This window comes from Haloferula sp. BvORR071 (assembly GCF_000739615.1).
Taxonomy (GTDB): Bacteria; Verrucomicrobiota; Verrucomicrobiia; order Verrucomicrobiales; family Akkermansiaceae; genus Haloferula.
Genome location: NZ_BATP01000028.1, coordinates 88,780 through 109,821, shown reverse-complemented (window position 1 = coordinate 109,821; position 21,042 = coordinate 88,780). Strand labels below are relative to the sequence as shown.

At 62.9% G+C, this 21,042-nt stretch carries 17 protein-coding genes and 1 pseudogene; 13 read left to right on the top strand and 5 right to left on the bottom strand.

Translation table 11 applies throughout. The annotated features are described in order from the left end of the window. The first annotated feature begins 49 nt into the window (after positions 1–49). Entirely contained in the window at positions 50–1,432 is a 1,383-nt protein-coding gene (locus BV071_RS15945) for an FAD/NAD(P)-binding protein (RefSeq protein ID WP_035609106.1), read from the top strand. Here BV071_RS15945 and BV071_RS15940 read toward each other — a convergent pair. Further along, on the bottom strand, positions 1,429–1,677 hold the full coding sequence (locus tag BV071_RS15940) for a hypothetical protein (protein ID WP_035609102.1): 249 nt from the start codon (positions 1,675–1,677) through the stop codon (positions 1,429–1,431). The genes BV071_RS15945 and BV071_RS15940 overlap by 4 nt on opposite strands. A gap of 27 nt (positions 1,678–1,704) precedes the next feature. Continuing rightward, positions 1,705–1,929 (bottom strand): annotated as a pseudogene (locus BV071_RS15935) (plasmid stabilization protein); the annotation flags it as partial. A gap of 227 nt (positions 1,930–2,156) precedes the next feature. On the opposite strand from BV071_RS15935, the gene BV071_RS15930 reads away from it, so the two are divergent. The 6 genes from BV071_RS15930 (at position 2,157) to BV071_RS15905 (ending at position 9,508) form a co-directional block, all read left to right on the top strand. Then, positions 2,157–2,696: a sigma-70 family RNA polymerase sigma factor gene (locus tag BV071_RS15930; RefSeq protein WP_052573416.1), complete on the top strand. Its 540-nt coding sequence runs from the start codon at positions 2,157–2,159 to the stop codon at positions 2,694–2,696. 9 nt (positions 2,697–2,705) lie between these two features. After that, on the top strand, positions 2,706–4,100 hold the full coding sequence (locus BV071_RS15925) for a FecR domain-containing protein (RefSeq protein ID WP_035609099.1): 1,395 nt from the start codon (positions 2,706–2,708) through the stop codon (positions 4,098–4,100). Between the two features lie 92 nt (positions 4,101–4,192). Next, positions 4,193–6,700, top strand: coding sequence for a sulfatase-like hydrolase/transferase (locus tag BV071_RS33085; RefSeq protein WP_052573415.1), 2,508 nt, complete (start codon positions 4,193–4,195; stop codon positions 6,698–6,700). 48 nt (positions 6,701–6,748) lie between these two features. Beyond that, a complete protein-coding gene (locus BV071_RS15915; RefSeq protein ID WP_081886031.1) occupies positions 6,749–8,368 on the top strand; it encodes an arylsulfatase in 1,620 nt (539 codons plus the stop codon). A gap of 224 nt (positions 8,369–8,592) precedes the next feature. Continuing rightward, positions 8,593–8,928, top strand: coding sequence for a hypothetical protein (locus BV071_RS15910; protein ID WP_035609097.1), 336 nt, complete (start codon positions 8,593–8,595; stop codon positions 8,926–8,928). 247 nt (positions 8,929–9,175) lie between these two features. After that, positions 9,176–9,508, top strand: coding sequence for an EF-hand domain-containing protein (locus BV071_RS15905; RefSeq protein WP_035609094.1), 333 nt, complete (start codon positions 9,176–9,178; stop codon positions 9,506–9,508). 202 nt (positions 9,509–9,710) lie between these two features. Here the strand turns inward: BV071_RS15905 and BV071_RS15900 are convergent, their stop codons facing one another. Further along, positions 9,711–13,565 carry an autotransporter-associated beta strand repeat-containing protein gene (locus BV071_RS15900; RefSeq protein WP_265594500.1) on the bottom strand — a complete coding sequence of 1,285 codons (3,855 nt, stop codon included), beginning with the start codon at positions 13,563–13,565 and terminating at the stop codon, positions 9,711–9,713. Positions 13,566–13,786: 221 nt separating this feature from the next. On the opposite strand from BV071_RS15900, the gene BV071_RS15895 reads away from it, so the two are divergent. From BV071_RS15895 to BV071_RS15880, 4 genes are all read left to right on the top strand, one after another. Continuing rightward, positions 13,787–14,545, top strand: coding sequence for a hypothetical protein (locus tag BV071_RS15895; protein WP_265594499.1), 759 nt, complete (start codon positions 13,787–13,789; stop codon positions 14,543–14,545). A 35-nt stretch (positions 14,546–14,580) separates the two neighbouring features. After that, positions 14,581–15,459, top strand: coding sequence for an aminoglycoside phosphotransferase family protein (locus BV071_RS33080; RefSeq protein ID WP_052573414.1), 879 nt, complete (start codon positions 14,581–14,583; stop codon positions 15,457–15,459). Between the two features lie 53 nt (positions 15,460–15,512). Beyond that, positions 15,513–16,004, top strand: a complete 492-nt coding sequence (locus tag BV071_RS15885) for a hypothetical protein (protein ID WP_035609085.1) — start codon at positions 15,513–15,515, stop codon at positions 16,002–16,004. Positions 16,005–16,170: 166 nt separating this feature from the next. Continuing rightward, a complete protein-coding gene (locus tag BV071_RS15880) occupies positions 16,171–17,688 on the top strand; it encodes an aldehyde dehydrogenase family protein (RefSeq protein WP_035609083.1) in 1,518 nt (505 codons plus the stop codon). An 86-nt stretch (positions 17,689–17,774) separates the two neighbouring features. Here the strand turns inward: BV071_RS15880 and BV071_RS15875 are convergent, their stop codons facing one another. Next, positions 17,775–18,659 (bottom strand): glycoside hydrolase family 16 protein, encoded by an 885-nt coding sequence (locus BV071_RS15875; RefSeq protein ID WP_052573413.1) that lies wholly within the window; start codon positions 18,657–18,659, stop codon positions 17,775–17,777. 85 nt (positions 18,660–18,744) lie between these two features. Between BV071_RS15875 and BV071_RS15870 the strand changes: the two genes are divergently transcribed. Continuing rightward, a complete protein-coding gene (locus tag BV071_RS15870) occupies positions 18,745–19,053 on the top strand; it encodes a hypothetical protein (protein WP_035609080.1) in 309 nt (102 codons plus the stop codon). Positions 19,054–19,055: 2 nt separating this feature from the next. Continuing rightward, a complete protein-coding gene (locus tag BV071_RS15865) occupies positions 19,056–19,772 on the top strand; it encodes a DNA alkylation repair protein (protein ID WP_035609078.1) in 717 nt (238 codons plus the stop codon). A 59-nt stretch (positions 19,773–19,831) separates the two neighbouring features. Here BV071_RS15865 and BV071_RS15860 read toward each other — a convergent pair whose 3' ends face one another. Then, complete coding sequence (locus tag BV071_RS15860; RefSeq protein ID WP_035609076.1) at positions 19,832–20,914, bottom strand: sugar phosphate nucleotidyltransferase; 1,083 nt, start codon at positions 20,912–20,914, stop codon at positions 19,832–19,834. Positions 20,915–21,042: the final 128 nt, after the last annotated feature.

Sequence of the window (21,042 nt, the reverse complement as noted above, 5' to 3'; positions counted from 1 at the left end):
ATTCGTCGGCTTTTCCGGACTTAATACTCTACCAACCATTCTACATTCCATGTCCAACTCGATTTCACCGGTAGCCGTGATCGGGGCCGGTTTTAGCGGGACTTTCACCGCCATCCATCTCGCCCTCCGCCTGCCGGAGCGGCAGGTCATCTTGTTCGAGGAGAGTGGCGAGGCTGGCCCGGGCCTGGCCTACCGGCGCGATGACCCGCATGCGGTGATGAATATCCCCGCGCGCCGGATGAGCGCCTATCAGGACGATCCGGATCATTTCTACCACTATGCCCGCCGTACTTTGGGCGATAGCGTCAGCCCGGAGGATTTCCTGCCACGCCGGGTATACGGAGACTACATCAAGCATTGCCTTGATGAAGCGCTCCAGCAGTGTCCGAACCTCAAGGTCGATTACCGCGGCGTCGTCGATGTCCAGACCAACACGGCGAGCAGTGTCGCGGTCCTGACCTTGAAGGACAATAGCGCCCTGATGTGCTCGCGGGTGGTCCTTGCCAACGGCAATCAAGGCTCGGCCTTCTCCGGTTCAATCTGGGCCCAGCATACCCTTCCCGCACGCAAGGCCTCGACCTTCGATCAGGTGAAGCCCGGCCAGACCGTCTTGGTGATCGGCACCGGCCTCACGATGATCGATGCGGTGCTCGAGCTCGAGCGCCAGGGCAATGCCAAGCAGATCCACGCGATCTCCCGCAATGGTCTGGTTCCGCAGCCGCACCGCAACGCTTCGCTGGTGCAACCGCCGGAGCTCGATGAACTGCCGGACTCCGACCTCCAACGCAGCGTGAGGCTCTTCCGCCAAGCGGCGGCTCGCCATGCGAAGGATGGCGGCGATTGGCGTGATCTCTTCGCGGCACTGCGGCCCGCTACGCCGTCACTGTGGGAGATGTCACCCCACGACCGCGGCCGCTTCCTGCGCCATATCAGCCCCTTTTGGGAAGTCCACCGCCACCAGTGCGCCCCGGCCACTCACGTGGTCTTCCAAGGCTTGGTCGACTCCGGCAAGCTCGACATCCGCCGCGGCACGATCGTCTCCGTGGAGAACAAGGACGGCCGCCTTCGCCTCGGCCTCGCGCCGCGCAATCGTGCGGCGATCACCCGCTGGCTGGATGCCGATCATATCATCGATGCCACCGGTCCGGCCCGCGACATCACGACGGTCCGCCATCCGCTGATCACGAACTTGCTCCGCCGCGGCTTCCTGGTGCCGGATGAACACCGCCTCGGCGCACAGATCCAAGCCGACTACCGTGCGCTCCAGCGCAATGGCTACCCCTTGGAATGGCTCTACGTCACGGGACCCATGCTCCGGGCCCGCTACTTCGAAGCGACGGCCATTCCGGAGCTCCGTCTCCACACCGCTGCCTTGGCCGCACGCCTCGCCGCGGACCTGGAGCCGAAAGTGCGCCTGGCGGCCGCTGTTTAGGCGGTGCGGCGCCAGATCCGCTTACCGTTCAGCTCGTCCGGTTCAAAGATCCATGTCTCCGGCCGCGAGGCCGGGGACATGCCTCCGAAGTCCTCCGACCCCGGCGAGATATCGATCGCACCAGAACTGAATTTCTGGGGCTCGATCTCCTCCCGCCATTCGGGAACGGTAATAGCCTCCACCCAATCGCCAATCCGGCAATCTTCACGGGCGAGCTGCAGTGATTCAATCAATGCGGGATCCATAGATAAAAAAGCTCAGTGTTTGACGTGCGCTTTGCCGCCCTTGCGACCGCCTTTGCGGGCAGGCTCCTTGTTGGTGGTCGTACCCCGGCCGGAGCCGGACTTCTTGCCGCCGTGGTCCATCTTGTTGACGGTGGCCCAAGCGCGCGAATCGGCTTCCTTCTTGGAAACCCCGCGCTCTTCGTAGCCCTCCTCGATGTGCTCGGCTTGGCGCTTCTGCTTGTCCGTATAGCTGGACTTGTCTCCTCGTGGCATGGCTTTGGTCCTTTCTAAAGCTTTGGTGTGATGCTGGAGATCCTCCAGCATACCCCGTTCCGCGGGTGGCGCCCTTGAAAGATCGGCTCTCAAGCGCATCTCAGGCTGCAGCGGATTGCAGCGGGCATCGGGAAAGCGTGCAGAACGCTCCACCGGAACACCCCGGCCACTCGCAAAATAATTCTTCCGAAGGGGAGATCCTCCCCGACCATTGAGAAGCACGCCACATGACCCGCAGGGAGCGAGACCAGCAAATCGAGGAAGCCGTCCGGGCCCACCACTCCGGCCTGCGCTATTTCATCCGCTCGCTGGGCGTCAATGAGGCATGGGTGGACGACCTCGCCCAAGAGACCTTCCTGATCGCCCACCGCAAGTGGGAGGAGCTGAATCATCCGGACAATGCCCGCAGCTGGTTCCGCCAGATCGCCCGCAACCTGGTGATGAATGAATTGTCGAAGGCCGGGCGCCGCCAGCGCCTGCTCGACGAAAAAATCACCGGCCTGCTGGTGGCCGCCGAGCCGGACAGCCCCGCGCCTGGCGACCTGCAGGACACCGAGATCCGCCACGAGGCCCTGCGCCAGTGCCTTGACCGCCTCGCCCCGAATGTCCGCAAGGTGATTAGCGCCCGTTACTACGACGACCGCAATGCGACTGAAATCGGCGACCAACTTTCCATGAACCCCGCGGCCGTGCGCAAGATGCTCTTCCTCGCCCGCAAAACCCTGGCCGACTGCCTCACGGCGAAAAGCGTCAACGCTTCCCCCTGAGATCCGCCCGTGAACTCCGACGACGATACCGACTTCGATTCGCTCTGCGCCCAGTTCCTCGACGGCAACCTGAGCGAGCCCGACCGCGACTCGTTGGCTTCGATGCTCGAAGCCGATCCGGCGAAGCGCGAGGATCTGCGCTCGCAGCTCCTCGTCTCCGGGGCACTCGCGCGCATGAGGCCGGAGCTCAGTGACGAAGCTTTCCTGCATGCGGTTCTACCTCACCTCGAAAACGTCGGCAGCGAGGACGAGGGAGTCTTCCCGGGACGGGTGATGAATACCATCCGCTTCACGCGCATGCGCCGCGGAGCCCTGGCAATCGCTGCCGTGGTCGCGATTTTGGCCGGTTTGGCCCTGTTCTGGCCCGGAAAGGCCCCCCAAGGGGCCCCCCCGGGGGGAGAGGTGGTGGCGAGCCTGTTCCAGAGCACGGAAGAGAGTGAGGAACCGCGCTTGGTGCGAGTTGGCGAAAAGCTCGATTTCGCCGAAGGGGTGTCGCGGATGGAGTTCGTGAACGGCGCGGTCGTGGCGATCGAGGCTCCGGCCTCACTCGCCGTACGCTCGGTGGACGAGTTGGCGCTCGAACACGGCAAGCTCAACGCTTGGTGTCCGGAGACCGCGCATGGCTTCCGTGTGGTTACCGGCTCAGCCACCTTGGTGGATCTCGGAACCGCCTTCGGAGTCTCGGCGGACAAGGATGGCACCGCGGATTTCGTGGTGCTGGAGGGCAAGGTGGAGGTCAAGAAGGACGATGAGACCCGCACCCTGCTCAAGGGCGGTGCGGTGCGCGCCAGCCGCGGCAAGGGTCGCCTGCGCGATCTCGCCTACGAGCCGAAGGGTTTCCAAGGCACTTGGCGGGTGGCCTCCGGGATCCGCAAGACCCGCGGCGAGGTGGTGTCTGCACCACCGGGAACTCCCGAGGAGCTCGCCGCCCTGGAGGATGACGAGCGCATCTTCGTGATCCCGGAGCGGCGTGATCTGGAGCTTTCCGTGCCGATCCAGGTGGATATCACCGAGGCTGGCAACTACGAGGGCCCCAACTTGATCGCGGCTCCCGAGTTCCAACTCCAGCCGAAGGGAAGGGTCCGCAGCTACCTGATGCGCTACAATCCGGTCGGTAAGATTCATCGCCCCGACTACCGTCGCTTCAAGGGCTCGGTCACCTTCGATCGCCCGGTACTCGCGGTGATCGTTGGCAGCCGCAAGCTCGACCGCACCGACAAGGTGCTCTCGAAGGCACCCTTGCCGCCGCTGAGTCCCGAGGACGCCGAACTGCGCGGCTTGGAGCGGACCAAGGGCGGCGACCGGGTGGTGCTCTCCAAGGACCGCCGCACCGTGCATGTGACCTTCTATGCGGGAGAAGCGATTGATGAGATCCGCGCGATCACGGCGGATGGCAAGCAGTGACAGGAAAACGCTCCGCGTTCGGGGAACATTCCGTGGACTTGTGAAACGGGTCATCTGAAATGTCGTCCTTTCGCAGGTCCTCCCTCGCATGCTTGTTGCTGGCCCTGTTCGCGGGTTCCGCGCAGGCGCAGAGCCTCGTGCTCGATTTCCAGTTCAACCAGAACGCGGATCTGGAGTCGGGGACGAATGGCGGTGCGGACGACATGGGCAGCACCACCGCCACGCGCTCGAATATCGGGGTGGGGGATGGGACTTTTCTCAATTTCACCGTCGCCGCTGCGCCCGGGAACCTCAATTCCGCGGACAATGGGATCGGCGTGCAAGGTGGCACCGGAGTGGCGCGGATGGGCCCGGGAGAGAGCGCGACCTTCAAGTTCAACCGCAAGGTGATCGTGAACGGCTACACGCTGAACGAAGTCACCGGCACGGACGACTCCACTTTTCTCACCCCGACTTCCGGTGGGGTCCAGACCCGCACCACCGCGGCGGTCACGGGCTTGTCCTTGCCTCTGGAGATCGGCCAGACCTTGGTGCTTTCCTCGACCGTGGGAGATGGCATCCGCATCGCGACCCTGACGCTGACGGTTCCATCCGCTTCGGATGATAAATTCCAAGTGCTGCACGATAGCAGTGCCAATCCTCTGGAGGTCTTGCGTAACGACGCCAGCGGGGTCTCATTGGTCTCCTTGACCCAGCCTGCCCATGGCAGTGCGGCGATTGATGGCAGCCGGATCCTCTACACTCCGCTCGCGGGCTACGTCGGTCCGGATTCTTTCACCTACACCAGCAGCGCGGCGACTTGGACCGTCACGATGGACGTACGGCGCTACCCGAACTTCGTGATGATCTATGCGGATGACCAGGGCTGGACCGGTACCAGCGTGCGCATGGACAAGGATCGGGCGGATTCGAAAAGCGACTACTACCGCACCCCGAACCTGGAGCTGCTCGCTTCCCAGGGCATGCGCTTCTCGCGCGGTTACTCGCCGCACCCGAATTGTTCGCCATCGCGCTATGGCATTCTAACCGGCCGGACCCTGGCACGGCTGAAGATGACCGACATTGTAGGCCGCAGCGGCAGCGAGCTTTCCGGGAAATACAAGCTGATCACGCCCGGCAAGGCGGTGAATGCCATTCAGGCTGCGGAGCGGACGACACCGGAGCTGCTCAAGGCGATTCCCGGTTCGGGTTACTCCGCCGCGCATTTCGGGAAGTGGCACTTGGCCGGGGATGGACCTGCTTCGCACGGCTTTGATGCCGATGCCAACGACGGTGCTACCGGCAACGAGGATGGCAACACCGGCAGCGCGCCGATCAATGCCGATGCCAAGCGCGCTTATTCGATCACCAACCGGGCGATGGACTTCCTCGACAGCCGGGTGAACAGCGGCTCGCCCTTCTATCTGCAGGTTTCCCACTACGCGGTCCACGAGTCGATCCAGACCACGCAGGCTTCATTCGACTCCTACGCCAGCGTTCCGGTGGGCACGAACCACACCAACCGCAACTACGCGGGGATGACCACGGATCTCGACATCAACGTCGGCCGTTTGCTCGATCGTCTGGAAGGCCTCGGCATCCGCAATAGCACCTACGTCATCTATCAGGCGGACAACGGCGCACCGCAGGACATGTCGCAGAACGATCCCCTGCGCGGCTATAAGCCGGAGCTTTGGGAAGGCGGCATCCGCGTTCCGACCTTTGTTCGCGGCCCCGGCGTGCCGGCGGATTCGCAGTGCAAGCAAGCGGTGAGCGGCATCGACTGGATGCCCACGATCCTCGATTGGGCCAGCGGTGGCACGGCCACGCTGCCGGCGCCGACCGATGGCGGCAGCCTCGCGCCGGTGATCCACAGCATTGCCCAAAATGAGGCGGTGCAACCGGTCGTTGCGCGTGGTGGCGAGATGGTGATCCATTCGCCGCACTACATCGGGCCGCTGCCATGGCCGGACGATTGGAAGGACACGCCCAAGGACATGCGCCCGCGTTCCGCGATTCTCTCGGGCAACTACAAGCTGGTGGCGAACTACGAGAAGGGCAGCCTTGAACTCTACGACCTGAATAACGAGATCGGCGAGCTGACCAATCTTTCCGAGGCCCAACTGGCGATAAAATGGCAGCTCTGGGTGCGGCTGCGTGATTACCTCAAGGGCGTGAATGCGCAGATGCCGACGCTCGATCCCAGCTATCAGGGAACCTCGGTCGGTGACTTCGTGCTGCCTGCCGCGACCGGCCCTTTGGGCGATGCGGATTCGGATGGGCTGAGCGATGCCTGGGAATTCCGCGAACTGCTGACTTACGCCTTCGATGGCAATGGCGACATGGACCAGGACGGGGTGAGCAACGCGCAGGAACTCGCCCAAGGCACGGATCCCTTGCTGCCGAATGCCCTCGCCATCACCTCCCTTGCCCATCCAAGCCCGGATCAACTCCAGATGACCTGGAATGCCACACCGGGTGCGCAGTTCGTGATCGAGTCCTCTACAGACCTGACGAATTGGGCTGCGGTTCAGACGATCACCGCCGGTGACAGCCATCTGGGCAACGCCACTGTGGCCTGCAGCGGGCCGCAACAATTCTTCCGCGTGCGGCTGCCTTGAGATCGCCGCTACCAATCCACCTCTTCCGCTCCATTGATCTACCCTTGCATGAAACGTCTGCTCCTCGCGCTCATTTGCGCTTCGCCACTGCTCCTCCACGCCGATCCCGAGCCTGCCGCGGCTCCGGCGAAGCCGAACATCATCGTCATTCTCGCGGATGACATGGGCTTCTCCGATATCGGCTGCTACGGTAGTGAGATCCCGACGCCAAACATTGATGCGCTGGCGGCGAAGGGGGTGCGCTTCTCGCAATTTTACAACACCGGCCGTTGCTGTCCCACCCGGGCTGCATTGCTCACCGGCCTCTATTCCCACCAAGCGGGGATCGGCTTGATGAATGAAGATGAGAAGGAGCCCGGCTATCGCGGCTTCCTCACCGACAACACCTCCACGATCGCCGAGGGCCTGAGCAAGGCCGGCTATTTCACTGCGATGACCGGCAAGTGGCACGTCGGCCATGATCCAGACCAACGCCCGGGTGCGCGTGGCTTCCAGCGCAGCCTGAACATGCCGGCCGGCGGTGTGTATTTCCCGGATAGCCCGCGCTGCAATCTCTTCCTCAATGGCGAGTCGATCGGCCCGCGCGATGAGCGCCTGCCGAAGAACTGGTATAGCAGCGACCTGTGGGTGGACTACGGCATCCGCTTCATCGATGAAGCGCGCAAGGAGCAGAAGCCCTTCTTCCTCTACATGGCCTACGTCGCGCCGCACTTCCCACTGCAAGCGGAGCAGGCGGACATTGATCGCTTCCGCGGCAAGTACAAGGAGGGCTGGGATGCCCTTGCCGCCAAGCGCCTCGCCCGCCAGCGCGAGATGGGCCTGATCGATGCCGCATGGCAGCAAGCGCCGCGCCCGGACACGGTGGCCGCGTGGGATAGCCTGGATGATGCCGCTAAGGACCGCTTCGATCATCTGATGGCAACCTATGCCGCAGTGGTCACGCGCCTTGATCGCTCGGTCGGCACCTTGGTCAATGCGCTCAAGGAGCGGAACACCTTGGACAACACGGTGATCCTGTTCATGAGCGACAATGGCGGCAATGCCGAGTCCGGTCCGAATGGCAAAAGCAATGGCGATCCAACCAAGGCGGACTCGGAGTGGTTCTGCGGACAAAGCTGGGCCTACCTGGAGAACACCCCTTTCCGGATGTTCAAGCACTTCAACCACGAGGGCGGCATCGCCTCGCCGCTGATCGCCCACTGGCCTGCGGGGATCAAGGTGGCGGAGGGTTCGCCGAAGTTCATCACCACCCCGGGGCATGTGATCGATATCCTGCCGACCTGCTTGGATCTGGGTGGAGCGACTTATCCGGAATCACGGAATGGCAAGGCGGTGACGCCGGTGGCAGGGTTGAGCTTGAAGCCTTTGCTGACGGGGTCAGGTCCGCTCAAGCCCCGCGAACTCTTTTGGGAGCACGAGGGGAATGCCGCGGTGCGTCAGGGGGACTTGAAGCTGGTGCGCAAGGGGATGCGGGGACCGTGGGAGCTCTACGACATGAAGGCGGACCGCACGGAGCTGCATGATCTCGCTTCCTCGCAGTCGGAGAAGGCGGAGGAATTGAGGAAGCTGTGGAGGAGCTGGGCAGAGAGGTCACAGGTGCTGCCGAAGCCCGGGGCGCAAGCGGGTGCTGGCGGAGGCGGCAAGCGTGGAGAGAAAGGGGAGGAGTAGATCGAGGAGACGAGTGGCAGTGGTGATTCGGCACCTGCTGCCACTGGTGAATCCGCGGACCGCCTGGTGCTTCACGGCAGCAGGCTACACGCGGTCCAAGGCGGCTGCGCCGCGGGTATTGGGGAACACCAGGAGGGTTGATGAAATCATTCTCGTGGAGCGCTTGCGTTTCGGCGGTTAAGCTACCGGATGCCAGCCTTGGAAAATCCATTCCCCTGAATCCCATGAAAACAACGATCGTGGCCATGATGCTCGCGGCGCTCATCCTTCCAGTGGAGGCGGGGGCCAAGCGCGGCGGGATTCCGAAAGGACCGACCAAGCGCGACAAGGCGGAGGAGAAAAAGGAGCAGAAAGAAAAGGAGGAGCGCGACCGCAAGCACGAGGCCGTGAAGAAGTTCCTTGAGGAGCGCGACGGGAATCACGACGGCTCGCTCAGCCGCGATGAATTCCTCAGCCGCGAGACTGACAAGGAAGCGGGCGGCAAGAAGTTCGACGACGCCAACAAGAACGGCGACCGCACCCTCTCGAAGTCGGAAATCGAAGCGCTGCTCGGATTGTAGGGAACAAGCACGGTCTGCGCGAAACGTCTTGGTGCAGGGAGGCATGGTCGTCGCGACTGGCCATGCCTGCCGCAGGATTGGTGGGGCGGCCCAGCTGCGGTGGGGCAGAGTATTCCGGGCCGTCAGCAAATCGCGGAACACCCGTGCGCTTGCCGAAATCCTTTTAGGAAGACCGCAGTCTGGTGCCGACGCGGCGCCGTGCGGGCCAAACCAAGAACGCAAGTCAGCAAGTTAGGACCCACCCACCATGAAGAGCAAAATCAGTCTGATCGTACTGGCGCTCACCGCACTCGTCCTCCCGCTCCAGGCCGCCAAGCCGGGAGCCGGCGCGAGGAAGCACAAGCAGGAGGCCCACGCTGGCTTCAAGAAGAAGGACGCCGACCACAACGGCTTCTTGACCAAAGAGGAGTTTGCCGCTGGCGGCAAGGTCGGTCCCAAGCGGGAGAAGATCTTCGTCCGCAAGGATAAGAATGGCGACGGCAAGCTCTCCCGGAAGGAGTTCAATGCTGGCGGCAAGAAGAAGCATGGCAAGGGCCGTCACGCCCACGCCAAGGGCGGCAAAAAGAAGCAGAAAGGTTGAGCCGGGTCCGAATCGTATCCGGTTAGCGAACGAACGAATTTCCCCCCGCAGCGCGGGAGCGCCCTGGATCATGACCAGGGTCCCGCACCATCCCTCGCGCGACTCCTCTTCCATTGCGCGGGAAAAAAGAAACCGGTGACGGGCCGAGCCCGCCACCGGTTTTTGCGTTGCTACTGAATTGCTTCTGCAGGCTGCCGGCAGCTCAGGGCTGCGTCGCCTTGAGACGTGCGAAGAGCTTGCCGCCTACCGCATTGGAAGCCGGGATATTGACCGTGACGGTATCCGGATCGGTTGCTGCGTTGACCGTTACCACCACGCCGTTGGCATCCGGGCCGGAGGATGCGGCACCGATGAGGACCGCCTTCGGCCAGGTCGCGGCCAGGGTGCCGCCATACTCGACCGCCAGGGTGACGGCACCGATCGAGTCTTCCTCACGCTTGAAGCTTAGCGTGATTCCGGATGTGGCATTGGCAGTGACGGTCGGAGCGATTGCCGCGGTGTCGTTCAAGGTCGGGTTGCCACCGAGCACCCACTCCAGGCCGGTGCTGATGCCGTCGCCGTCGAAGTCGAATTCGAAGTCGGTGTTGGTCAGGCCGGGGAAGCTGGAGGTCCAGGTGGTGTAGGGATTGCCGCCGGAGCCGACCGTCAGCACCAGGTTGTTGCCGCTGATGGCGAGCGTGCCGGTGAGACCGGGGGAGATCTCAGCGCTGAGGTCCGCCGGATCGAGCGTGCCGGTGATCCCGGTGCCGGTGCTGATCAGGGTGTAGGTTCCCGCCTGGAGTCCGCCCGAGTTCGTGATGTTGAATTCGCTCAGGCCGATGGCTCCCGTGCCGAGGGCCAGACCGCCATCCACCCGGATCTTGTCGTTCGTTCCGGCCAGGGCACCGAGCTGCAGGATGATCTTGCCGGTGCTGCTGCTGATCAGGCTGACGTCAAGGCTGCCGTTGATGGTCAGCGTGGCCTGCGTGTCGGTGTTCACACCGGCAGCGCTGGTGCCACCGGGCGAGATCCTGCTGGCGTTCTGAAGCTTCACGTTGCCACCGATGCTACCGGAGCCACCGAGCACGCCGCCCGAACCAGTGTTAGTGCCGACCCCAACCGTTTCCCCGAAGAAGAGATTGCCCGGGACCCGGCCATTCACCAGCAGCGTGCCGTTGTCCACGACGTGGGTGGGGCCGGTGTAGTCGTTGGTGTTGTTGGTGATCACCACTGTCCCGGTATTGCGCTTGGTATAGCCGGCCACCCCGCTGCCGGTCATCTTGCCAGCGATCACGATGGTGCCGCCCGCCACCGGACTGATGCGGGAGACGCCCGCCACTGCCGAGGGGTCCGCGTCGAGGTGGATCGTGCCGCTCAGGGTGGCATCGGTAGCGCCCGTGGCGAGGTTGATGATCTTGTTCCCGGTGCCGCCGTTGGAGAAGAAGATCTCGTTGTCGGTGGAGCCGGTGAGGGACAGGGTGTTGGTGTTCGCCAAGCCCGGGCCCATGGTGATCGGGCCGCTGCCGAGGTTCGCATCGCCCGCGATCAGGACGCCGTTGTAGATGTTGAGACCACCGGAGAAGCTGTTGTTCCCGGTCAGCGTGACGGTCCCGGTGGCGCGCTTGTTGATCGAGCCGCTACCGGTGATGGTTCCGGCATAGGTCGTGGCATCCGAGCGGTTGAAGTCGGCGAATGCGCCCGCTTGGACCTGCAGGTCACCACCGATGGTCCCGGCGGCAGCGCCAGCGCCGATCTGGAGAGCGCCCGCATTCACCGTGGTCAGGCCGGTGTAGCTGCTGTTCCCGCCGAGGGTCAGGGTGCCGGTGCCGTCCTTGGTGAAGGTCCCGCTGCCGCTGATGACGCCGTTGTAGGTGAGGTTGTCACTCCGGTTGAAGGCAACCGAGCCATTGTTCACGATCGAACCCGCCCAGGTGCCCGTGGTGCCACCGGTGCCGACCTGCAGGGCTCCGGCATTCACGGTCAGGGACGCGGTGCTCGGGTTGGTGCCGGACAGGATCAAGGAGCCGCCGTTCACGGTGATTGCGCCCGTGTTGGTGTTATTGCCGGCCAAGGTCAGGGTGCCGCTGCCACCCGCCGTTACAGAGGCGGTACCCGTCAATGCAGCACCAAGGATCACATTGCCGGAGGAGGTCTTGTTGATGGCAAAGGCATCCAGGTTCTCGATCGAAGTCGGCTGGATGCTGAGGTCGTTGCCGGCGGTGTTCTTGAAGTTCACCGTCCCGGCGAGGATGCTCTGGATGAGGGTCACGGTCCCGGTGGCGGCGTCCGTGAAGTCGACATTGTCGCGTTCGAGGAAGTCGTCGTGGGCAGCGGTGCCCAGATTCTGGAAGTTGTTAGAGGCATCGCCGACGCCCCAGAAGGCACTGCTGTAGGCGCGCCATTCCAGATTGGCGGCTTGGAAATTGTAGATCAGGTCCGAGGTGCCACCGGTGCCGCCGAGGCTGAGCACACCGCGGCCAGCGTTGAAGAGGATGAAGCTGTTCAGATCCAGGCCGCCGTTGTTGTCGTGAAGGATCACGGCACTTGCGCCCGCGGAGGGTGCGGTGGCAGTCACGTTGATCGCTTCGCCGGGGGCGATGATCACGTCGGCAGCACGCAGGTATTGGTTCGCGCCGGTGGTGCTGGGGTTGAACTGGAGGTTCGCGCCGTTGGCGAAGGTGATCGAGCCGGTCGTCGAGCCCTCACCATCCAAGGTCGTGCTGGGGGCAACCGAGATCGGGCCGCTCAGTGAGCCGGAAAGCTCCAGCGCGCCGGTATTCACCGAGGTTAGGCCGGTGTAGGTATTCGTGCCGGAGAGCACCACCCGGCGGACCCCGCCGATATTGACGGCGGCTCCCGGAGTTCCTTCGCCGATATTGCCGGTGAAGATCAGCTTGTCGGTGGTCTCGGCACCGTTGCTCTCAAAGGAGTTGGTGCCGTTGAGGGTGATGTTGCCCGCGATCGTGTCACCGTTCAGGTTCGAGCCGCCGTTGAAGATCTTGGCGTCGGTGGCGACGATGTTGCGCGGGAAGGGATTGTTGATCTGGAAGACCCGGAATTCCGTGCCGCTGTTCAAGGTTAGCAGGCCGTTGTTGTAGAGCGCCGCACCCTCGGTCTGGAAGGCGCCTTGCTGGACCACGATGTCGCCGATGGTCACCGGTCCGCGCAGGTCGAACTGCCCCGCTCCGACCTTGGTCAGGGTGAAATTGCCGGTGGTTGGGCTGCCATTGTGGCCCACGCCGTAGCGGATGCCGGAGGGCGCGCCCACGCTGGCGTCGGCAGTGAGGATCAAGCCATCGGTGATCTTGGTCTCGGTACCGCTGTTGCCGCTATTCGAGTAGAGTGCACCGATGCCGCCTTGGCCGGCCCCGGCGATCGAGACGCTCTCGCCTGCCGGGATGATGTTGTTGTTCACATCCAGCGTGCCGCCGGCATTGACGACGGTATCGCCGCTGGTCGCTCCCAAGCCGTTGGCATTGCCGAGGCGGAGGATGCCCGCATTGATGGTGGTAGCCCCGGTGTAGGTATTCGCACCGGAGAGCAGAAGGGTGCCGCTGCCGGACTTGGTGATCGATCGCCCGGCCACGCTTTCGTTGATCGGGCGGGAGACGACCAGGTTGGCCGAGCCATTATGGACGACCGAGAGATCGCTCCCGAGGCTGACCGTACCGTTGTTGTCGGTGCCGGTGCCTTGGCCGATGGTGACCAGGGCGCCCACGGATGCGTCGACATTCAGCGAGGCGCTCCCGCTATCTGCGGTGAGGTTGAGCATCCGCGCCGTGGCATTGTTTTGGTTGGTGCGGATTTCCAAAGGGGCGGTGAATGCCCCGGTGAAGTTGATCGAGCGCACCGTCCGGGCCGCGCCGCCGAGGAAGGTATTGTAGGTGGCGATGGGGGTGGCTGCGTTGAAGACCACATCCGCGGTATTGTTGAAGGCGGGCGTGGTTCCTCCCCAGTTCGCCGGGGTGGCGGTATCCCAAGCGCCACTGGTAGTGCCGGTCCAAGTGTAGGTGGCGGCGGGCAGGCTGTGGGCGGTGGCCAGGAGGGCGGCGATGATCGGGTAGACGTGGTGTTTCATCGAATCGGTGATGCGGAGATGGGCGACCCGACCGGGGTTTGGCACCGGCTGAATCCGGAGCGGACGGTAGGAATTAGAAACTGACTGGATAGTCTAGATTAAAAGTGACCAATTCCTGGGGTTTTTTCGGGTCGCTAATTTCAGGTGTCACCAGCCTGCGGATTGTTCCCTTGCAGTTTTTTGCATGTCACGGCGCGCCGGGTTCCGGCATGGCTCGGTGCGTGCAATCGCCCCGCCGCTTTGAAGAACTCGATTTCCGCCAGACCGCGCTCGGGGATTTGAGCCTCCGGCGCCGGATCATGCCCTCGCTCGATAACCTGGAGGTCCACGAGATCATCCTCGGTGACGCCTATCTGATGACGAGCATGTTCACCGAGGTGGAGCAGGCACTGTCCCGGCTGGGACTGGCTGCCGCGGAGCAGGCTTTCCCCGGGGAAGCTGCCCGGCTCGATGTGGTCGTCGGGGGCCTCGGGCTGGGCTACACCGCCCGCGCGGCGCTGGAACATGCCAGCGTAGCCTCCCTGATCGTGGTGGACTACCTGCAGCCGGTGATCGAATGGCATCAGCAGGGCCTAGTGCCCCTAGGCGCCGGGCTGGTGGCGGATAAGCGCTGCCGTTTCGTTCACGGGGATTTCTTCGCGCTGGCCGTGGCGGGCAGAGAGGAAGCGGCCTTTGATCCGGATGTCCCGGGGCGTCGCTTTCATGCCGTGCTGCTGGATATCGACCACTCACCCGCGAATCTCCTGCACGAGACGAATGCTGCCTTCTACGCGACGGAGGGCCTTCGGAGCTTGGCGGAGAAGCTGCATCCGGGCGGGATCTTCGCCCTGTGGTCGGACGATCCGCCGGAGGCGGGCTTCATGAAGGCGCTGGGTGAGGTCTTCGAGAGCTGCGAATCGCAGGTGGTGAGCTTCTACAATCCGCTGCGGGAGAATGAATCCGCCAGCACGGTGTACGTGGCGCGGAAGCGGAGCGAGTAGCCGACAAGAAGAAGTTCAATTTGCCTTTCTCCCGCATGCCCGATCCTGATCTTCCCATCCGTGCCGCCACGGAAACCGCCATCGCCCACGGGATTGTCCCGGACCGTTGCGAGATCTTGCAGAACAGCAGCACTCTGGTGGTCCGCCTAACAGAAGACTTGGTCGCACGGGTGGTGCAGGATGTGGACGGTCCGCGGCAGGGGACGGACTGGTTCGCCCGCGAAAATGCGGTGGCGCAGCATCTGGCGGGGAACGGGGCACCGGTGATTCCGATGCATCCGAAGATTCCTCCCGGCCCACACCAGCACTCGGGGTATCCGATCAATTTCTGGCAGTTCGTCACGCGGGTGGAGGATGAGCCGGGGCCGGAGGCAATCGGGCGGACCATATTCCATTGCCATGAAGTGCTGCGCGCTTTCACTGAACCGCTTCCGGAGTTGGCGATTCTCCACGAGAGCGTCGCTCTGTTAGAGACCTTGGAGCGGCGCGACTTGTTTCCCTTGGAGACGATCGGGTTGCTCCGCGAACGCATGGAATCCTCCATCGCGGGCTTGTCGGGATTCCCCGGACAAGCGCTGCACGGCGATGCCCATCTGGGCAATCTCATGAACACCACGCTCGGCCTCCTGTGGACGGATTGGGAGGATACCTTCAGCGGCCCGGTGGAGTGGGACTTGGCGTCGATGATCTGGAATGCGCGGGTTCTGGAGGAGGACCACACCTATGCGGATGCGGTCCTCGATGCCTATCGCGCGGCGGGAGGGATCATCGATCGGGTGATCATGCAGCACTGCATGATCGGCCGGGCGGCAGTGATGACCGCTTGGTATCCGGTGTTGTATCCGGATATGAGCGCGGAACGGCAGGAGAGGCTGCGCCACCGTCTGGAGTGGCTGGCCGCGGCTGGAGATTGAGCGCTTTCAGCTTCAAAAGCACAGCGGACCATGTTCGGGTCCCTCGCAGATTCATGAAGATCGTCCGCCGCCTCACTTTTGCCGCATTGGCTTCCTTGTTCGCCTCTTGCACCACCTACTACAAGGACCCTGCCGGGGATTCCTCGAACAACGCCGTGCTCACCAGTTCGACGTACGATCACTTCTACAATTACGAGTGCTACATCGTGAAAGACGTGGACGGTCTGCCGATCGATTACTATTGGGTGGGGCCCGGTAAAAAGAAGATCTTGCTCGCACCGGGCGAGCACCAGTTGACGGTGAAGGCGGCCTACTCCGGCGGTTTCCAATCCGCTCCCTTCGAGGTGAGCGAGACTCTCCGTGTTCTTGCTCGTCCCGGGCGCAAGTACAAGGCGACCGGAAAGATCGAAAGCTTGCGGGCCAGCATCTGGATCAAGGATGAGGCATCGGGCGAAGTGGTTTCGGAAAAGAAGAGGGCGGATCTCCAGCCCGCCATGCAGGGCGCTCCGCCGACGCTGCCGATACCGCCGGTCATGCTGCGATAGCAGATTTCGCAGGGGGCACGCGGTCGCGTGCCCCTTTTGCTTGAGGCCGGGGACCTGTCGAAATCGGCAAAATCCGGTGGAGTTTGCGGGTAGCTGTTGTACCGGCTTTGGTTGATGGGGATTATTCCCGATTCCGCATGATGACGAACAACAACCCCGCAAAACCATGTCACTCAAAACCAAGGACGCGCCCGCGAGCCGCGTCTCCAAGAAAACCCGCGACTTCCTCGCAAAGCCGAAGAAGCTCCTAATCGGCGGCGATTGGCACAAGGCCGCCAACGGCAAGACCTTCGATAGCTTTGACCCATCCACCGGTGAGGTCTTGGCCCAGGCGGCCGAGGGCGATGCCGAGGACATCAACCTCGCCGTGGCCGCCGCGCGCCGTGCCTTTGACCAAGGCCCCTGGCGCAAGATGACTTCCTCCGAGCGCAGCCGGATCATCTGGAAGATCGGCGACCTGATTCTGGAAAATCTCGATGAGCTGGCAGAGCTGGAGTCGCTCGACAACGGCAAGCCGCTCGCGGTCGCGAAGGTGGCGGACGTGCCGCTCGCTGCGGATCTCTTCCACTACATGGCCGGCTGGGCCACCAAGATCGAGGGCAACACCATCCCGATCAGCGTGCCCTATGCGCCCGGTGCCAAGTTCCATGCCTATACCTTGCGCGAACCGATCGGTGTGGTCGGGCAGGTCATCCCGTGGAATTTCCCGCTGCTGATGGCCGCGTGGAAACTCGGGCCTGCGCTGGCGGCGGGAAACACGATCGTACTCAAGCCTGCGGAGCAGACGCCGCTCTCGGCGATTCGCCTGGCGGAGCTGGCACTTGAAGCCGGACTGCCCGAGGGCGTGCTGAATGTCGTGACTGGCTTCGGCGAGACGGCCGGTGCTGCACTCGCCGCGCATGCAGGCGTGGATAAGATTGCCTTCACCGGCTCGACGGAGGTCGGCAAGATCATCGTGAAGGCGGCAGCGGGGAACTTGAAGAAGGTCACCCTCGAGCTGGGTGGCAAGTCGCCGACCATCGTCTTCAAGGACGTCGCGGATGTGGATGCGGCGATCCAAGGCGCGGCGAACGCGATCTTCTTCAATCACGGCCAATGTTGCTGCGCTGGCTCGCGGCTCTATGTGCAGAAGGACATCTTCGAGCGCGTGCTTGAAGGCGTCTCCGGCGTGGCGAAAAAGATCAAGCTGGGTGCTGGCGTGGATCCAGAAACGGAGATGGGGCCGCTGGTTTCGGAAGAGCAGCTGAAGCGCGTGACCGGTTATTTGGAGTCCGGTCAGAAGGAAGGCGCGAAGGCAGTCACGGGCGGCAAGCGGGTGGGGGATCGCGGTTACTTCGTGGCTCCGACGGTGTTCACAAACGCGAATCCCAAGATGCGGATCGTGCGCGAAGAGATCTTCGGCCCGGTGGTGGTCGCGGAGCCCTTCGATGATGTCGAGAAGGTGGTCCAGCAGGCGAACAACTCCGACTACGGCCTGGCTGCCAGCGTGTGGACCAAGGACATCAGCAAGGCCCATCGTACTGCCGCGCTGCTGCGTGCCGGAACGGTATGGGTGAACTGCCACAACATCTTCGACGCCTCGATGCCCTTTGGCGGCTACAAGCAGTCGGGCTGGGGGCGCGAGATGGGGCACGAGGCCCTGGAGCTGTACACCGAGACGAAGGCGGTGTGTGTCGCCCTCTAGAGGCAGAAATTACCAATGACCAAGCACTGATTTTTAACCGGTCAGTGCTGGAGAGCAGGACGGCTTCGCTGTTGGGCGAGGCCGTCTTATTGCTTCGCTTCGGCTGGTACTGGTGCCGGGGCGGGAGCTTCCTTCTGATAGATTCGCACGTAGTCGACCTCGTAGCGCTGGGGAAATGTTGTGCGGGAAGGATCACCGCCTTGCGGGCCACCGATGGCGAGATTCAGGCGAAAGGCCTGGGGCGCGAGGAAGGGATTGATCGCGGGGCCGTCGCCGTTCTTCACGTGCTTCATGAGCTGCGTGTTGAGGATCTCTCCATCCAGCCAGATCACCATCTTCTCCTCGTCCCACTCGAGGACCCAGGTGTGGAAGCGGTCCTTCCACGTCTCGTCGGTGGCAAAGCGCCCGATCGAGTGCGAGCCGGTGTTCCAGACATCGTGCCCGCGTTTGCCGGCCCAGCAGAAGTTCGCGTAAATACGGCCGCTGTAGTACTCGAGGATATCGATCTCGCCGCCGTGCGGCCAGCGGCCGCGGCCGGTGGTCCAGATCGCCGGCCACATGCCCGGCAGCGGCGCGAAACGGGCGCGCACCTCGAAGCGGCCGAACTTCCAGTCCTGCTTGCCCATCGTGCTGATGGATGCGGAGGTGTACTCGGCCTGCTTGCGGTTGCGCTTCCAGTCGCCACCGGCATCTTCCCGGAATCGTGGATTGGGGACCACTTCCTTGCGGGCTTCCAGCACCAGCAGGCCGTCCTTCCGGAAGGCATTGTCCTTCTGATACCACTGTAGCTCCTGGTTGCGCTGGAAGCCTTCCTCGAAGCGCCACTTGTTCTCATCCAGCGGGCCATCGCCGTCGAACTCATCGGCCCACACCAGCTTGTAGGCGGGATCGTGGGACGGCTCGACGACGGCTTCTTCTTCGGCGCGGATGGCCGAGCCTAGAACGAGGAGGATGGGAAGCAGGCGGAGCATCGGCGGTGAGGAAACTCGCAGTGGCAGGAATCGTTTCAGGAAACGAGGCGGATTTGACTCCTATTTTCGTGGGAAGCGCCCAAGAATGGGCTTCGTGGACCCGGATGAAAAGCGCGAACCGGATTGGGATTCCTTCGAGACCTACAAGGGGCCGGAGGAGCAGGAGTGCTTCCCCGCGTGGTGCTACAAGGTCTTCGATGTCTTCATGATCCTGCTGGCGGCGGCGATCGTCTTCGCGATCTCCGGGGCCTTGGCCTTCCTGGCCACCTCGCGGCGCAGTGCCATCAGCGAGACGCCGGAGACGGCGTGGATCAAATTTTGTGCTGGCGGTTGCCTCGGTGTGGGCTGGGCGGCGCGTCTCTACTTTGGGAAGAAACCCTCGCCACCGATCTAGCTATGGCCGCGACTGCACGGGAGATTCTCCACGAATTGGAAGCACTCGGCAATGAGGGCACCAAGAAGATGCTGATGCGCAACCACGGCATCCGCGAGCCTGTCTTTGGCGTGAAGATTGGCGACATGAAGCCGATCGTGAAGCGCATCAAGAAGCACTACCAGCTCGCGCTCGATCTCTACGCCAGCGGCAATTACGATGCGATGTACCTCGCTGGCTTGATTGCGGACGATGCGAGGATGAGCCGGGAGGATCTCCAGCGCTGGGTGGAGCAGGCCTATGGTGGCTCACTGACGGGTAGCACCGTGGCTACAGTCGCGGCGCAGGGACCGCACGGTCATGAGACGGCGCTGAAGTGGATCGATTCTAGCAAGCCGCTGATTGCGAGTGCGGGTTGGGCCACGCTGAGTTGCCTGGTCGCTTTGAAGGCCGATGCCGAGCTGTATCTCGATGAGTTGAAGAAGCTCCTCCAGCGCGTGAAGAAGGAGATCCACCAAGCGCCGAACGATACCCGCTACGCGATGAATGGCTTCGTCATCAGCGTGGGTGGCTATGTGGTGCCCTTGACCGAATACTCCAAGCAGATCGCAGCGGAGATCGGTGCGGTGGGCGTGGACATGGGCAACAATAGTTGCGAGGTGCCGGATGCAGGGAAGTGCATCCGCAAGATGGAAGCCCGCGGGAACCTCGGGAAGAAGCGGAAGACGGTGAAGTGTTAGAAGCTCCAAGAACGGCAACGCAGTTCTTGGAGCATGAAAGTCGCCCTTGGCGTTCTTCCTTACAACAAATCCTTCGGCAGCTTGTCCGCGAGCTTCTTGATCGCATCCGCCTGATGCCGGTTCGCGATCAGCAGCGCATCATCCGTCTGCACGATGATCAGATCATCCACCCCGAGCAGCGCGATGTGCGAGCCCTTGCGGGCGTTGAAGACGATATTGTTCTCCGAATCGATCTCGGAGACGGGCGCGTTCACGCGGTTCTCGTTGCCGGCATTCTCCAGGTAGTTTGCGACGGAGAGCCAGGAGCCCACGTCGTCCCAATCGAAAGTCGCTTCGATGTTGAGCACGCGGCGTGCCTTTTCCATCAAGCCGTAGTCGATCGAGATTGGAGTGAGCTTGGGGAACTGCGCCGCGACCGTGGCAGCCACATTGGACGAACGGCGGATCTCGGAGATGAAGGCACCGAGTTCGGGCTGATGCGTGCTCAGCTCGCGGATCACGTTGTGGATCGTCCAGACGAACATCCCGGCATTCCAGCAGAAGCCACCTTGGGCCAGGAACTGTTCGGCGAGTTCGGTGCTCGGCTTCTCGCGGAAGCGCTTCACCTCAGCCGGCATTTGTTCGCAGTCGAGACCGGGGATCGAAGCCCGCTGGCCGCGCTCGATGTAGCCATAGGAAGGACAAGGCCAAGTCGGCTTGATGCCGATGGTCACCAAGCCGTCCGACTTCTCCGCGGTGGCGATCGCATCGCGCATCACCGAATGGAAGGAGTCCGTGTCGCGGATCAATTGGTCCGCGGGCAGCACGATCATGACCGCGTCCGGATCGCGCGCGGCGACGAGGCCGATACCCAGAGCCACGGCGGGAGCAGTGTCGCGCTTGGCCGGCTCGGCAAAGATGTTTTCCGGCGGCAGTTGCGGAGCGATTTCGCGCACCGCCGCCTCTTGCTGCGCATTGGTCAGGATCAGGATATTTTCCAGCGGCACCAATCCATCGAGGCGCTGAATCGTTTGCTCGAGGAGCGTAACATCTCCGAAGAGATTGAGCAGCTGCTTGGGCTTGGCATTCCGGCTCAGTGGCCAGAAGCGGGTGCCGGACCCTCCGGCAAGGATCAGGGCGTAAATGGGAGCGGCGGATGACATCGGTGGGGGAAATCTAACGCCTCCCTTCGCGGGGGAAAGGGCGAATCGCCGATTTTATCAAACCAAGTCCAATGGCGAAATGATGGCCAGTATGATCGCGCATCGCCAGACACCTTGTTTGTAGCGCC

Coding starts and splice junctions, on each gene's coding strand:
- BV071_RS15945 (WP_035609106.1), top strand. CDS start 50: ATGTCCAACTCGATTTCACCGGTAGCCGTGATCGGGGCCGGTTTTAGC.
- BV071_RS15940 (WP_035609102.1), bottom strand. CDS start 1,677: ATGGATCCCGCATTGATTGAATCACTGCAGCTCGCCCGTGAAGATTGC.
- BV071_RS15930 (WP_052573416.1), top strand. CDS start 2,157: ATGACCCGCAGGGAGCGAGACCAGCAAATCGAGGAAGCCGTCCGGGCC.
- BV071_RS15915 (WP_081886031.1), top strand. CDS start 6,749: ATGAAACGTCTGCTCCTCGCGCTCATTTGCGCTTCGCCACTGCTCCTC.
- BV071_RS15910 (WP_035609097.1), top strand. CDS start 8,593: ATGAAAACAACGATCGTGGCCATGATGCTCGCGGCGCTCATCCTTCCA.
- BV071_RS15905 (WP_035609094.1), top strand. CDS start 9,176: ATGAAGAGCAAAATCAGTCTGATCGTACTGGCGCTCACCGCACTCGTC.
- BV071_RS15900 (WP_265594500.1), bottom strand. CDS start 13,565: ATGAAACACCACGTCTACCCGATCATCGCCGCCCTCCTGGCCACCGCC.
- BV071_RS33080 (WP_052573414.1), top strand. CDS start 14,581: ATGCCCGATCCTGATCTTCCCATCCGTGCCGCCACGGAAACCGCCATC.
- BV071_RS15885 (WP_035609085.1), top strand. CDS start 15,513: ATGAAGATCGTCCGCCGCCTCACTTTTGCCGCATTGGCTTCCTTGTTC.
- BV071_RS15880 (WP_035609083.1), top strand. CDS start 16,171: ATGTCACTCAAAACCAAGGACGCGCCCGCGAGCCGCGTCTCCAAGAAA.
- BV071_RS15875 (WP_052573413.1), bottom strand. CDS start 18,659: ATGCTCCGCCTGCTTCCCATCCTCCTCGTTCTAGGCTCGGCCATCCGC.
- BV071_RS15870 (WP_035609080.1), top strand. CDS start 18,745: ATGGGCTTCGTGGACCCGGATGAAAAGCGCGAACCGGATTGGGATTCC.
- BV071_RS15865 (WP_035609078.1), top strand. CDS start 19,056: ATGGCCGCGACTGCACGGGAGATTCTCCACGAATTGGAAGCACTCGGC.
- BV071_RS15860 (WP_035609076.1), bottom strand. CDS start 20,914: ATGTCATCCGCCGCTCCCATTTACGCCCTGATCCTTGCCGGAGGGTCC.